13 protein-coding genes and 1 pseudogene are annotated in these 14,445 nt (G+C 41.6%); 11 read left to right on the plus strand and 3 right to left on the minus strand.

Features of this window, described 5'->3' with window-relative positions; genetic code table 11:
• Positions 1-105: 105 nt before the first annotated feature.
• Complete coding sequence (locus tag ACXM1Q_RS03425; protein ID WP_458516195.1) at positions 106-660, plus strand: transposase; 555 nt, start codon at positions 106-108, stop codon at positions 658-660.
• Between the two features lie 180 nt (positions 661-840).
• Here ACXM1Q_RS03425 and ACXM1Q_RS03430 read toward each other — a convergent pair whose 3' ends face one another.
• Positions 841-1,293 carry a universal stress protein gene (locus ACXM1Q_RS03430; RefSeq protein WP_458516197.1) on the minus strand — a complete coding sequence of 151 codons (453 nt, stop codon included), beginning with the start codon at positions 1,291-1,293 and terminating at the stop codon, positions 841-843.
• 350 nt (positions 1,294-1,643) lie between these two features.
• On the opposite strand from ACXM1Q_RS03430, the pseudogene ACXM1Q_RS03435 reads away from it, so the two are divergent.
• The 5 genes and pseudogenes from ACXM1Q_RS03435 to ACXM1Q_RS03455 form a co-directional block, all read left to right on the plus strand.
• Positions 1,644-1,736 (plus strand): annotated as a pseudogene (locus ACXM1Q_RS03435) (LPXTG cell wall anchor domain-containing protein); the annotation flags it as partial.
• 372 nt (positions 1,737-2,108) lie between these two features.
• On the plus strand, positions 2,109-3,023 hold the full coding sequence (gene glyQ, locus ACXM1Q_RS03440; RefSeq protein WP_135038759.1) for a glycine--tRNA ligase subunit alpha: 915 nt from the start codon (positions 2,109-2,111) through the stop codon (positions 3,021-3,023).
• 1 nt (position 3,024) lies between these two features.
• A complete protein-coding gene (glyS, locus tag ACXM1Q_RS03445; RefSeq protein WP_458516200.1) occupies positions 3,025-5,049 on the plus strand; it encodes a glycine--tRNA ligase subunit beta in 2,025 nt (674 codons plus the stop codon).
• 8 nt (positions 5,050-5,057) lie between these two features.
• Positions 5,058-5,309 (plus strand): DUF896 family protein, encoded by a 252-nt coding sequence (locus tag ACXM1Q_RS03450; protein WP_458516202.1) that lies wholly within the window; start codon positions 5,058-5,060, stop codon positions 5,307-5,309.
• Between the two features lie 121 nt (positions 5,310-5,430).
• Positions 5,431-6,273 carry an aldo/keto reductase gene (locus ACXM1Q_RS03455; RefSeq protein ID WP_458516204.1) on the plus strand — a complete coding sequence of 281 codons (843 nt, stop codon included), beginning with the start codon at positions 5,431-5,433 and terminating at the stop codon, positions 6,271-6,273.
• Between the two features lie 53 nt (positions 6,274-6,326).
• On the opposite strand, the gene ACXM1Q_RS03460 is transcribed toward ACXM1Q_RS03455, so the two are convergent.
• Both ACXM1Q_RS03460 and ACXM1Q_RS03465 read right to left on the minus strand, forming a co-directional pair.
• The gene (locus tag ACXM1Q_RS03460) at positions 6,327-6,998 is read right to left on the minus strand and encodes an NAD-binding protein (RefSeq protein ID WP_458516206.1); all 672 of its coding nucleotides are present in this window, start codon (positions 6,996-6,998) and stop codon (positions 6,327-6,329) included.
• Between the two features lie 11 nt (positions 6,999-7,009).
• The gene (locus ACXM1Q_RS03465; protein WP_458516208.1) at positions 7,010-8,365 is read right to left on the minus strand and encodes a TrkH family potassium uptake protein; all 1,356 of its coding nucleotides are present in this window, start codon (positions 8,363-8,365) and stop codon (positions 7,010-7,012) included.
• A 129-nt stretch (positions 8,366-8,494) separates the two neighbouring features.
• On the opposite strand from ACXM1Q_RS03465, the gene rsmH reads away from it, so the two are divergent.
• The 5 genes from rsmH (at position 8,495) to ACXM1Q_RS03490 (ending at position 14,444) form a co-directional block, all read left to right on the plus strand.
• Positions 8,495-9,442 carry a 16S rRNA (cytosine(1402)-N(4))-methyltransferase RsmH gene (gene rsmH / locus ACXM1Q_RS03470; RefSeq protein WP_458516259.1) on the plus strand — a complete coding sequence of 316 codons (948 nt, stop codon included), beginning with the start codon at positions 8,495-8,497 and terminating at the stop codon, positions 9,440-9,442.
• A gap of 10 nt (positions 9,443-9,452) precedes the next feature.
• Positions 9,453-9,764, plus strand: a complete 312-nt coding sequence (ftsL, locus tag ACXM1Q_RS03475; protein ID WP_458516210.1) for a cell division protein FtsL — start codon at positions 9,453-9,455, stop codon at positions 9,762-9,764.
• The gene (gene pbp2x, locus ACXM1Q_RS03480) at positions 9,761-12,028 is read left to right on the plus strand and encodes a penicillin-binding protein PBP2X (RefSeq protein WP_458516212.1); all 2,268 of its coding nucleotides are present in this window, start codon (positions 9,761-9,763) and stop codon (positions 12,026-12,028) included. Before ftsL ends, pbp2x begins: the two co-directional genes overlap by 4 nt.
• A 1-nt stretch (position 12,029) precedes the next feature.
• Entirely contained in the window at positions 12,030-13,022 is a 993-nt protein-coding gene (mraY, locus tag ACXM1Q_RS03485; RefSeq protein ID WP_458516214.1) for a phospho-N-acetylmuramoyl-pentapeptide-transferase, read from the plus strand.
• 81 nt (positions 13,023-13,103) lie between these two features.
• Positions 13,104-14,444 carry a DEAD/DEAH box helicase gene (locus ACXM1Q_RS03490; RefSeq protein ID WP_458516216.1) on the plus strand — a complete coding sequence of 447 codons (1,341 nt, stop codon included), beginning with the start codon at positions 13,104-13,106 and terminating at the stop codon, positions 14,442-14,444.
• Position 14,445 lies beyond the last annotated feature (1 nt).

A 14,445-nucleotide genomic window follows, 5' to 3' on the forward strand; every position in this document is an offset into this window, starting at 1 on the left:
CTAACGCTCAAGGCCTTGACACCAAATCCCCTTCTCTTAGCTTTACAACTAGGCTCAACAGGCACCACTCTGCCAAATAAATTGGCCCATTTTTAGAGAAGTTGGTTGACAAATGGTAGAAAATTCATCCCCTCTAATCAAAGATTTGATTACCTTTCAACCTCCTGGGATAGAAATAGCCCACCGGAATACTACAATCTTGCATTTAGAATTGTGCGTCTTGAAATTGAAGAGGGGCATTACGAAACTTTAGTAACAAATACAGACTATACGGTAAAAAAATTAAAAAGCCTCTATGCCGATCGTTGGGGCATAGAAACTTCGTTTAGGGATCTTAAATATAGTTTGGGCTTGATAAATTTTCATTCAAAGAAAATGGAAGGCATTTATCAAGAAATATTCGCACATTTAATCATGTATAATTTTTCAAAAGCCATAAGCTCTCAAATAACTGTCCCCAACAGGCAAAGAAAATATGACTATCAAATCAATTTTACGGACATGACTTACGCTTGTCGATTACTTCTCTGTCAAAAAATGTCTTCCACTGATTTAGAAGCCTATGTCCAACGACACCTTACACCGATACGTCCCCATCGGACCACGAAGAGGAGAAAAACAACTCGATATGTAAGGGGCTTCAACTATAGAATAGCATGATTATACGAAAAATGCCAATAAAAAAATGAGAGGATAGCAACCTCATCTTCAGTGTGCTCAAAGAATGAAAAAAACACAATTGATTCTTGGATTCTGCTCCAATCAGTCAATTGTGTTTCATTGAAGTCTTTATCAACCGCCCTAACTTAATGACATTGCCATTAAGGCGTCTTTTTTGAACTAAAAGAGATCTTCTTGTTCACGAACCACAAGGAAGTCGACCTTGGCATGACGAAGAATGTATTCAGATGAAGAACCAACTAAGAGACGTTCGAAGGCATTGAGACCAGTAGCCCCTACCATAATCAAATCAATCTCATGTTCATCTGGAATGTCAGTTGCTAATAATGTTTTTGGATTCCCAAACTCAACTACTTGATGCACATCGGTCAGACCAGCTGCATGGGCTTGTTCCTCATATTCTCCCAACATTTTCTGAGCTTCAAGTTTTAATTGTTCATAAACTTCAGAATCGAAAGGGGTTACACTTTGAATAGCACGGGTATCCACCACGTGAACAAGGAACAGTTGAGCTTGGTTTCGTAAAGCTACATGAATGGCCTTATGTAAGGCTAACTCTGCAGATTTTGAACCATCTAAAGCAACCATAATATGTTGATAATGTTGAGTCATAAGAGTGCCCTCCTTTATATAGTTCTATTGTAACTCTTTTCCTAAAATATTTCAATCTATTATTGGTGTAATTTTAGAAAACTCCCAGGATATTTTTTCAAGTGTTTATGAAAAAATGAAATTTATTTCACAAAGAGTGATAAAATAAGGAGTAAGAAGATTGATTTTCGAATTTGGGAGGTTTGTGCAGATTTCTTTTATTTTGAAACAGTTAAATTGGTTTTTCAAATACATTTCCATAAAATTTTTAGAAGTTATTGCTTTTTTTTAGCATGTTAAACTGAATTAGTAAATGAACGAAAGCCAACAATTGAAGAAATGCATACTGCAAAAATTAAACACTTCCAAATACTGGAGAAGCTGGTTCAGCTCTTACCCTCGCTGGAATTAGTTTAATGACAACTTTAGGTTTGGTATCTAGTAAAAAACGTAAAAAAGTTTAATCCAAGATACAGTTTTCAAATCTTTTGATACAGACAATTCCGTTCGACTCCTTGACTCCCCCTTCTCTTTTTGTTACAATAAACGCTGAAAAGATTGATTATTCTTATCGACTATCAGAGAGTTCGGGATGGTGGAAGCCGAATAGGAGAGGAATAAGTGGCCCTTTTTACCAGTGAAGAAAGAATGAAGGCTTAACAAGCAAAAATAGGGTGGAACCGCGTTTCGACGCCCCTTGTCTTTGGACAGGGGGGTGAAAGGTGGTTCTTTTTTATTCCCAAAGACTTTCTTGTAACTTTAGTGAAACAGCTTGTGTTCGAGTTTTTTCAGAAAGTCTGAACTGGTTAATGGAGAAAAATAGAAAGCAGGTCATTATGGCAGAGAAACTTACTTTTCAAGAAATTATTTTAACCTTACAGCAGTTTTGGAGTGACCAAGGCTGTTTGTTGATGCAGGCTTATGACAATGAAAAAGGGGCGGGGACGATGAGTCCTTATACCTTCTTGCGAGCGATTGGACCTGAGCCTTGGAATGCGGCTTATGTAGAGCCTTCTCGTCGTCCAGCGGATGGTCGTTACGGTGAGAATCCGAACCGTCTTTACCAACATCACCAATTCCAAGTAGTGATGAAACCAAGTCCAAGTAATATTCAAGAACTGTATTTGCAGTCCTTGGAGGTTTTGGGGATCAATCCTTTGGAACATGACATTCGCTTTGTTGAAGATAACTGGGAAAATCCTTCAACAGGATCTGCAGGTCTTGGCTGGGAAGTTTGGTTGGATGGGATGGAAATCACTCAGTTCACCTACTTCCAACAAGTCGGTGGTTTGGCGACTCAACCGGTGACTGCTGAGGTTACTTATGGTTTGGAGCGTTTGGCTTCTTATATCCAGGAAGTGGATTCCGTTTATGATATTGAATGGACAGCCGGCGTTAAGTATGGTGAAATCTTTAACCAACCTGAGTTTGAGCATTCCAAGTATAGTTTTGAGTTGAGTAATCAGGAGATGCTTTTGGACAACTTTAATAAGTTTGAAGCGGAAGCCCAAGCAGCTTTGGAAGCCGATTTGGTTCACCCTGCTTATGATTATGTGTTGAAGTGTTCCCACACCTTTAACCTTTTGGATGCGCGGGGAGCTGTTTCTGTAACGGAACGAGCTGGTTACATTGCGCGGATTCGGAATTTGGCACGGGAAGTTGCTAAGACATTTGTGGCGGAGCGCAAGCGTTTGGGCTATCCTTTGTTGGACGAAGCCAGCCGTCAAGAATTGCTAGCGGAGGAGGACTAAGATGACAAAGACAGTATTGCTTGAACTCGGTTTAGAGGAAATGCCGGCTTACCTTGTGACACGGAGCATGGATCAATTAGGTCAGCGCGTGGCAGACTTTTTGAAAGCTCATCGTTTGGATTTTGAAAAAATTGAAACATTTTCAACACCCCGCCGTTTGGCAGTACGGGTTAAAGGCTTGGCAGACCGCCAGACGGATCTGGTAGAAGATTTCAAGGGTCCAAGTAAGAAAATTGCCCTTGATGTAGATGGTCAGTTTACCAAAGCGGCAGAGGGATTTGTTCGAGGGAAAGGATTGACAACAGATGCCATTCGCTTTGAGGAAATCAAAGGTGAAGAGTATGTCTATGTCACTAAGGAAGAAAAAGGTCAAGCTGCTGAAGAAATTCTTCCTAACTTGACTGAGACTTTAGAAGCAATGACTTTCCCTGTTAGCATGCACTGGGCCAATTATACCTTTGAATACATTCGTCCAGTTCATACATTAACTCTCCTGGTAAATGACCAATTGCTAGAAGCTCGTTTCTTGAATTTGGAATCCGGCCACGTTAGCCGTGGTCATCGTTTCTTGGGACAAGAAGTGACTTTAGCTTCAGCAGATAGTTATGAGGAAGATTTACGACAAGCTTTTGTGATTGCGGATCCAGCAGAGCGGACGCAGATGATAATGGATCAAATAGCTGCCTTAGAGCAGGAGCATGGGGTACAGGTGGAAATTGATTCTTCCTTGTTGAATGAAGTTTTGAATCTGGTTGAGTATCCGACAGCTTTTCTAGGTTCTTTCGATCCCAAATACCTAGATTTACCGGAAGAAGTTCTAGTGACTTCTATGAAGGCTCATCAACGTTATTTTGTTGTTCGGGATCAAGCAGGGAAGCTCTTACCGCACTTTGTATCCGTTCGAAATGGAAATGCGGAGCACTTGGATAATGTCATCAAGGGAAATGAAAAAGTTTTGGTTGCTCGTCTAGAGGATGGGGGATTTTTCTGGAAAGAAGATCAGAAATTAGCCATTGAAGAGTTGTTGCCAAAATTAGCTAAAGTGACCTTCCATGAGAAAATTGGAAGTCTTGCTGAGCATATGGAGCGGACAGCTTCTATTGCAGCCTATTTGGCGACTCAAGTTGGTTTGACTGTGGAGGAACAGGAAGATCTAGCGCGTGCTGCTAAAATCTATAAGTTTGACCTCTTGACGGGTATGGTTGGAGAGTTTGATGAATTGCAAGGGATTATGGGGGAGAAATATGCCCTGTTAGCTGGTGAGAAGCCAGCAGTTGCCCAAGCTATTCGTGAACACTACTTGCCAAACTCTAGTGAAGGAGTTTTGCCGGAAAGTCGTGTTGGAGCGATCTTGGCTGTAGCAGATAAGATGGATACCTTGTTGTCCTTCTTTACAGCTGGTTTGATTCCAAGTGGTTCTAACGATCCTTATGCGCTGCGTAGAGCAACTCAAGGGATTGTCCGGATTTTGGATGCTTTTGGTTGGGATTTGGATTTGCAGGAATTGCAAGATGCCTTGTACCAAAATGAATGGTATCAACACAAAGCAGAAGTCTTAGAATTCTTCAATGCTCGGATTGAAAAAATGATGGATACAAAGATCAATAAGGACATTATTCGAGCAGTCCTTTCTAATACGCAATTTAAGGTATCGTCTCGTCTGTTGGCAGCCAAAGCTTTGGCAGAGGCAGCTAAAGGGGAAGGATTTAAAGAAGCTGTTGAAAATCTGTCTCGTGTTTTCAACCTAGCAGAGAAAGCCGATCAAGTTGAAGTGGATAGCAAGCTCTTAGAGTCTGACTCTGAAAAAGCGTTAGCAGAAGCAGTCAACAATTTATCTTGGTCTGAGGATATGAACATCAATATGCAGGAGCTCTTTGATTTGGCTCCGCTGATTGCAGATTTCTTTGAAAACAACATGGTAATGGCAGAGGATCTTGCTGTTCGTGCGAACCGGCTAGCCCTTTTGGCACTCTTACGTCAAAAAGCTAGTCGTCTAGCCCACTTCACCTTGCTACAAACAAAATAGGAGAAAACATGGAAGAATCAAAAATTGAACGTATCAATGAGTTGGCCAAAAAGAAAAAAGAAGTTGGTCTAACAGAGGCTGAATTGGAAGAGCAGGCAGCTCTTCGCAAGGAGTACATTGCTGGCTATCGTCGTAGTTTACAGGCCCATATTGAAGGGATTAAATTAGTGGACGAAGAAGGAAATGATGTGACTCCAGATAAGTTGAAACAAATTCAAAAAGAAAAAGGTCTGCATGGCCGGGATAAGGAAGAAGACTGAGCCTTCTGCCTTTTGAGGAGAGGTTGGATGAAAAATCCAACCTCTTTCTTTTTGGGTAATGTTTGGTAATTGTGTTTAGATTTTGCTATAGTGGATATAGGAAAACAAAGGAGGATTGAAGATGGAAGTGTATACTCTGGCAAATGGTTTGACGATTCCCAAGATTGGTTTTGGAACCTGGCAGATTCCAGAAGGGGAATTGGCTTTTCAGTCAGTATCTTATGCGCTAGAAGCAGGTTATCGGCATATTGATACAGCTCAGATTTACGGAAATGAAGCTAGTGTTGGGCGAGCGATTGCTCAAAGTGGACTTGAGCGTAAGGATATTTTTCTAACTACTAAGATTTGGAACGACAAAATTGGGTTTGAAGATAGTCGTGCATCGGTTATTGAATCGATGGAAAAATTAGGTGTTGATTACTTGGATCTAGTCCTTATCCATTGGCCGAATCCAGCTGCTAGTCGTGATTGCTTACCATGGCAAGAACGAAATGCTGCTGTTTATCGTGCCTTGGAGTCATTATATCGAGAAGGGAAAGTTAAGGCGATTGGTGTGTCGAATTTTATGATTCATCATTTAGAGGCCTTGATGGAGACGGCAGAGATTCGACCTCATGTCAATCAGATTATGTTAGCACCAGGGACACCTCAAAAGGATTTGGTTACTTATTGCCAGTCTAAGGATATTCTGTTGGAAGCTTATAGTCCTTTTGGAACAGGAACCCTGTTTGAGAATGAGGAAGCCGGACGCTTGGCGCGTGAAGCTGGTCTAACCTTAGCCCAGTTAGCCTTGGCTTGGTCATTAGATAAGGGCTTCCTTCCCCTACCGAAATCGACGAGTCCGGAAAATATTCAAGCTAATGTAGCAATCGAGAGTTTGAGTATCTCCTCTCAAGCAGTTGAGGTATTAGATCAACTTCAAGGAGTGAAAGGACAGATGGATCCTGACCAGGTTGATTTTTAGGAAAGAAAAAGAAGTCACTCAGAATCATAGGATTTTGAGTGACTTCTTTTAGATTAAAGGAGATTAATGATCTTTTCGAAATTATCGACAATCTTACTTTCAGTAACGGCCATGAGTAATTCTCTTTCCTTAAAAATATAGTGGGGAGTGAGATGGATGTTTAGGTCACTTTCTTGATGTTCCCGAAAGCCGATAATGTTGAGTTGGAAATGTTTGCGCAATTCCAGGTCAGCCAAAGATTTTCCAATCCACCGTTTAGGAGGGTAAAACTCAATAATAGAGACATCTTTATCCAATTGAATAATATCGGTGGTATCCCTATGCAGGATATGTTTGGCCAGGGATACACCAGTTTCTCTTTCAGGAGAAATAACACGATCGGCACCAATTTTTTCGAGGACTTGGCGCGTGGTTTTGCTTTTGACTTTAGCGATTACTTTTTCAACTCCGAGTGTCTTACAGTGCATAACCGCAAGAACACTGGATTCCAAATGTTGTCCGGTAGCTACGACGACTGTGTCACAAGTATCGATACCAGCAGCTTGTAAAAGGTCGAAATCGGTAAAATCACCGACAACCCCATGTGTGAGCAGGGGTTCGACGTGGTTAATGGCATCTTCATGGTCATCAACGGCAATAATATCACAGTCAAATTTACTGAGGGTATTGACAATACTGCGTCCAAAGACCCCAAGTCCTAGAACGCCGATAGTAGGTTTGGCCATACAATTCCTTTCTAGCCAACCAAAAGATTGGCCTTGGCATATTTTAGAGTTGATTTTCGGCTAGGTTTCCGATCCGCGAAAGAGATTAAAAGGGTGAGCGGACCGATCCGGCCCATAAACATGAGCAACATGATAATGGTTAGACAGGCATTATTCAAAGTCGATGTTAGATTAGCGCTAACACCAACGGTAGATAGTGCAGAAACCGCCTCCATCATGACATAGAGGAAACGATGGCTATCACCATCAAAATAAGATAGGAGAGCTAGGCTAGACATGAGGGAAACAAAGTAGACCATTAGAATGGTGAAAGATTTTTGAACAGTCTTGGGAGACACGCTTCGTTTCCAAAGATTGACATGGGGAAGTCCGAGAATTTCAGCTCGGGCATAGGCTAATAAAACTAAGAAAGTTGTAACCTTTAGTCCTCCCGCAGTTCCCCCAGGTGCCCCTCCGATAAACATTTGATGGACCAGGAAAATAATACTTGCTGGTCGCATCTGGGTGAAGTCAACGGTTGAAAAACCAGCTGTTCGAACAGTTACACTTTGGAAAAAGGCAACGAGGAAGCTATCCCAAAAATTCAGGTCTCCTAAGGTAGCTGGATTGTGATATTCCGTTATTAGGGTTGAAAGGGTTCCGAATGCCAGTAAGAAACCAGAAGCACCAAGAACGACTTTTGTGTGAAAACGAAGCCGTTTGAGAGGGTGCTTTTCTAATAAATTGGTCTGGAGGTCAAACCAAACGGAGAACCCTAAGCCTCCCGTTATAATGAGTAATGAGATGGTTAAGATAACCAAAGGATCTGTCTGGTATTGAATTAGACTAGACCGTCCTAAATTATCAAAACCTGCATTACAAAAGGCCGAAACTGAGAGAAAAATGGAGGTGAAGAGCCCATCGGCCCATCCTAATAGGGGTACGAAACGAAAACTTAAAAGGAAGGCCCCCACTCCCTCAATTAGAAAGGTAATCAAAAAAACGGATTTGAGAAAATTTTTCAAGGATTTTGGTTGGGTATAATTGGTGCTTTCTTGAATAGCTGCCCGATTTGAAAAACTTAATTTTTGTTGGAATCGTAGATAAAACAGTCCAATAAAGGTAATAAACCCAAGTCCACCAATTTGAATCAGAATCAAAGCGATCAGCTGTCCCCAAATGTTGTAGGTTTCTGAAAGAGGAACAACTGAAAGACCAGTAACACAGACCATGGAAACTGCCATGAAGAGATGGTCAAAATAAGTTGCTAAAGATGTTGGAGTCTGAGCAAAAGGCAGGCTCAAGGCAAGCGACCCAAGAAAACTGACCAGAGCAAAACTTATAAAAATTCGCCGGGCAGGGGGTTGCTTGGATAAAAAATGAAACATAGACTCGACAATCCTTTTGAAATGATGTGTTTATTCTACCATATTTTTGTAAAGGTGAAGCAAGTAAAATGGAGTCCTTGAAGGGTGATTTTTGAAAAAGGTCGGGCTTTAGGGTATAATGATTTGGATATGAAAAAAGAATTCCATCATGTAACGGTTTTATTAAAGGAAACAGTTGATTCCTTAAACATCAAGGCTGACGGTGTCTATGTGGACGCTACCCTAGGCGGTGCTGGTCATAGTGAATACCTTTTGTCACAATTGAGTGATGAGGGTCATTTGTATGCCTTTGATCAGGACGAAGAGGCGATTGCTCATGCGAAAGTCCGGCTGGCTCCCTATGTAGAGCGAGGAATGGTTACCTTTATTCAGGATAATTTTAGGAATTTGCAAACAGCACTAGCCCGTCAGGGAGTGACAGCCATTGATGGAATTTGTTATGACTTAGGAGTCTCCAGTCCTCAATTGGATCAGCGTTCTCGTGGTTTTTCCTATAAGCAGGACGCTCCTTTGGACATGCGGATGGATCAGTCAGCGGCTTTGACCGCCCATCAAGTGGTGAATACTTACGCGTATGAGGACTTGGTGCGTATCTTCTTTAAGTATGGGGAAGATAAATTTTCAAAACAAGTGGCTCGGAAAATCGAAAGTGCGCGGAAATTAGCACCAATCGATACCACTACGCAATTAGCGGATATGATTAAATCTGCCAAGCCGGCAAAGGAACTTAAGAAAAAAGGGCATCCTGCCAAGCAGATTTTTCAGGCTATTCGGATAGAGGTGAACGATGAGTTAGGGGCAGCGGAAGCCTCTCTTCAACAAGCCATGGAACTCCTCAAACCGGGTGGACGTATTTCGGTTATTACCTTTCATTCATTAGAAGATCGTTTGACGAAGGTCTTGTTCAAAGAGGCTTCAACTATTGAAATTCCCAAAGGTATTCCACTTTTACCAGAACAAATGGAAGCAGACTATCGTTTGGTGAATCGTAAGCCAATTCTTCCCAGTCAAGAGGAATTGGAAGTTAATAACCGGGCTCACTCAGCGAAATTGCGTGTATTAGAAAGAATAAAATAAGGAGCTCTTTATGGCCCAAGAAGCTAGAAATATTGGGATACTGAGACGTCCCTTAACCAGTCTAGAAAAAATTTTTTATGGAACAATTGTAGCGACGACAGTGATTGTCGCTATTGCAACGATTTTTTTACAGACCCAGATGCTTCAGGTGGAGCGAGATTTGGCTCATTTAAATGCACAAGTTGAGACCAAGGAAACGGAAATTACTGAAGTTAAGCAACAGATTAATGAATTAAGTCGTCAGGATCGTTTCCGGAAGATAGCGGAGGAGCAAGGGATGACTGTGAGAAATGATAATTTAGTAACGGCGGAAAAACCATGAAACGTTTTTGGCAACGAATTCGTCACTTTGTTTTGAAGGGACGCAAATCACCTAGTGAGAATCGGCAAAGGGTCGGAAAGCAGCTAAGTGTCTTAACTGTCTTTCTCTTTTTTGTCTTTTTGATAAACTTTGCTGTCATTATCGGTACAGATACCAAGTTTGGAGTAGACTTGTCTGAAGCAGCTAAACGAGTCCATCAAGAAATTCGTGTAAATCCCGCAAAACGTGGAACCATTTATGATCGTAATGGCATTCCTATTGCAGAAGATTCAACTACCTACAATGTGTTTGCTGTTATTGACAAGGAATACGTTTCGGCAAAAGGTGAGAAACTGTATGTGGATTCTGATCAATTTGCTCAGGTAGCTGAATTGTTCAAAGAATATCTCGATATGGAGCCAGATTATGTATTCAAACAGTTGGGACAAAAGGACTTGCGTCAAGTATCGTTTGGAACTAAAGGAAATAATCTTTCCTATGGCACTATGACGGAGATTAAAGATGCAGCTGAGAAAGCGGGTATTAAGGGAATTGATTTTTCCACAAGTCCCAGTCGTAGTTATCCAAATGGTAACTTTGCTTCTCAATTTATTGGCTTAGCTCAATTAACAGAGCATGAAGATGGAAGTAAGACACTTGTAGGAAATACTGGTTTGGAAGCTTCTATGAATAGTATTCTAGCTGGAACCGATGGTGTCATTACTTATGAAAAGAATCGACAAGGCAGTGTTATTCCTGGAACTGAAAAAGTAGAGAGTAAGCGTATAGATGGTCAGGATGTTTACACAACCCTATCTGCTAACTTACAAACCTATCTAGAAACAAAGATGGATGCCTTTCAGGAAAAAACGCAAGGTAAGTGGTCGACTGCCACACTTGTGTCTGCTAAAACAGGAGAAATACTAGCCCATACACAACGTCCAACCTTTAATCCAGATACGAAAGAAGGTTTGGATGATGAAGATTTCACTTGGTCGTCCTCCCTCTATCAAAGTAACTATGAGCCGGGTTCGACCTTAAAAGTCATGACTCTAGCTTCAGCGATTGATAACAACACTTTCCCACCTAATGAGCTTTTTGATAATACTCAGTTGAAGGTTATCGATGCGACCATTCGGGACTGGTCTGTCAATAATGGTACTTCTTCTGGTCAGGTTATGAGTTTTGCCCAAGGTTTTGCCTATTCCTCAAACGTTGGGATGACCTTATTGGAACAAAAAATGGGGGATGACAAGTGGTTGAACTACCTTTCTAAATTCCGGTTTGGAGTACCAACTCGCTTCGGAATGGGAAATGAATCGTCAGGTTTGTTACCGGCGGATAACCTTGTTTCCATCGCTATGTCATCCTTTGGACAGGGGATTTCCGTTACGCAGATTCAGTTGCTTAGAGCCTTTACTGCCATTGCCAATGATGGTGTCATGATTCAACCTAAATTTATTTCGGCTATCTATGATCAAAAAGAAGATGCAGCACGAAAAGCGAGTCTAGAAATTATGGGAAATCCTGTTTCTGAAAAGGCAGCTCGAGAGACTAGGGAATATATGGTCACGGTTGGTTCTGATCCCTTTTATGGAACGCTTTATGATAAGTGGTCCTCTGATCTAAGTCTGCAAGGCCCCATCATTCGTGCAGGCGGTAAGGATGTAGCGGTGAAGTCTGGTACTGCGGAGATTGCTAAAGAAGATGGAACGGGTTATTTGGAGGGGACTTATATGAACTCCGTTGTAGCCATGTCTTCAGCAGAGGATCCAGATTTTATTATGTATGTAGCGACGGCACAACCTGAACATTTTGATCCGTTGATGTGGCGTGATATTGTTAATCCTGTTTTAGAAGAAGCCCTAGCAATGAAAGATACTCTCAATTTGGTAGAGCCAAGTCCGATTTTGGACGATGTGTCGAAAGAGTTGGCCTATAAGATGCCGAATACTTCCGAAATATCTCCGGGGAATCTAGCGGATGTTCTACGTCAAAGTGTGGTACAACCGATTATATTGGGGACAGGAACCTCTATTCGTAAAGTTTCTGCTAATGCTGGAGACAAGTTGAAAGCCAATCAACAAGTGTTGATTCTTACTAATAGCTTTGAAGAAGTTCCAGATTTCTATGGTTGGAATAAGCAGATGATTAAACAATTTGGCGAGTGGATGGATATCGAAATGGACATTCGTGGTTCGGGCAGTCATGTTGTCAGTCAGAATGTGGATCCGAATACATCATTAAAGAAAATCAAAAAAATAAAAGTAACTCTGGGAGACTAATATGAATACCGTAATTTTTGTCAGTGTCATTTCCTTTGTACTGACAGTTCTATTGATGCCCATTTTCATTCAAACCTATAATAAGGCTAAGATTTCTGGTCAACAGATGCATGAAGATGTGAAGCAACACCAAGCCAAGGCTGGAACACCTACCATGGGAGGGATTGTTTTTCTTTTGGTAGGTAGCCTTGTAGCCTTGTTGAGTTTAATTTGGTCTGGGAACTGGACCGCTAGCGCTGGGATGATTTTGCTGATCCTAGTATTGTATGGCACGGTTGGTTTTTTGGATGATTTCCTGAAGGTTTTTCGTCGAATTAATGAGGGGCTAAATCCACGGCAGAAGTTAATTTTACAATTACTAGGAGGTTTCCTCTTCTTCTTGTTTGCGGATAATAATATGGGGACCTTGAATATCTTTGGGTATTTTTTGCCCTTAGGTTTTCTCTACCTTTTCTTTGTCCTTTTCTGGCTAGTTGGATTTTCCAATGCAGTGAATTTGACGGATGGGATTGATGGTTTGTCAAGTATCTCAGTTGTGATTTCGCTTGTGGCCTATGGTGTTATTGCGTTTATGCAAAGCCAATGGGACATTCTTTTGGTAATTGCTAGCATGATTGGTGCTCTACTTGGTTTCTTCCTTTATAATCGGAAGCCCGCTAAGGTCTTTATGGGGGATGTTGGAAGTTTGGCGCTTGGAGGTATGCTAGCAACCATTTCGATGGCTCTCCATCAGGAGTGGACTCTCTTATTAATCGGCTTGGTTTATGTCATTGAAACTACATCCGTTATGATGCAGGTGGCCTACTTCAAATACACCCGTAAAAAATATGGTGAAGGTCGTCGTATTTTCCGAATGACTCCTTTTCACCACCATTTGGAATTAGGTGGATTGACCGGCCGTGGCTCCGCTTGGTCGGAGTGGAAGGTGGATTTCTTCTTATGGGGGATTGGATTTGTCATGTCCTTGATAACTCTAGCCCTTTTATATCTCTAAATGATTAAGGTTGGATTCCCCAACCTTTTTTCCTTTGTCCAATATGGTATAATGAAAGGAAGTTAGAAAAGGAAGTGACGCATGAAATTTACTGATTTTCAATTAAAGGACTTTCTTCAGCAAGCCCTGAAGGAAATCAATTTCCACCAACCGACAGAAGTTCAGGAAAAATTAATTCCGGTTGTTTTAAGTGGAAAGGATTTGGTTGGAGAATCCAAGACTGGTTCGGGTAAAACCCACACCTTCTTATTACCGATTTTTCAGCAATTAGAGGATTCAGATGTTACTCAGGCGGTTATCACGGCACCAAGTCGAGAGTTGGCTGAGCAAATTTACCAAGCCTGTAAGCAGCTGGCGAGCCACGCACCCTTTTCTGTACGTTTAGCAAATTATGTGGGCGGGACGGATAAGGTACGCCAGATTGAGCGTCTTACGAAGAGTCAACCGCACATCGTAATCGGGACACCAGGTCGGATCTATGATTTGGTAGCAAGCGGTGATTTGGATATTCATAAAACGAAGACTTTGGTTGTGGACGAGGCCGATATGACCTTGGACATGGGATTCTTGGAGACAGTGGATCGTATTGCTTCACGATTACCAAAAGATGTTCAGATTTTAGTCTTCTCAGCAACTATCCCACAAAAACTCCAACCTTTCCTCAAGAAGTATCTACAGCAGCCTGTTATGGAGAAAATTGCTACCAAGACGGTTATCTCAGATACAATCGATAATTGGTTGGTTTCGACCAAAGGACGTGATCGGAATGCCCTAATTTATCAAATGTCTCAGATGATGCAACCTTATTTGGCCATGATTTTTGTCAATACTAAGGGACGGGCAGAAGAACTCTATCTGTATTTACAGGAGCAAGGATTAAAAGTTGCACGTATCCACGGGGATATCCCAGCCCGTGAACGGAAACGGACGATGAATCAGATTAAAAATCTGGATTATACTTTTGTGGTAGCCACAGATCTTGCAGCACGTGGAATTGATATTGAAGGGGTTAGTCATGTGATAAATGATGCGATTCCTCAAGACTTATCGTTCTTTATTCACCGAGTTGGAAGAACTGGGCGGAATGGTTTAGGTGGTATCGCCATTACTCTTTATTCGCCACAGGATGACACTGCTATTCGTGATTTGGAAAAAATGGGGATTCGCTTTACTCCCAAAGAAATCAAGAATGGTGAATTTGTTGAGACCTATGATCGAGATCGTCGGGCGCAACGTGAGAAAAAACGGGAAAAACTGGACACTGAGATGATTGGCTTGGTGAAAAAGAAGAAGAAGAAAATCAAACCAGGCTATAAGAAAAAAATCCAGTGGGCCGTGAATGAAAAACGAAGAAAAACTAAACGGGCTGAACGCAGAGCCCAAGGCCGTGCAGAACGGAAGGCTAAGCGTCAGACCTTTTAGG

It is taken from the genome of Streptococcus sp. 10F2 (genome assembly GCF_054331515.2).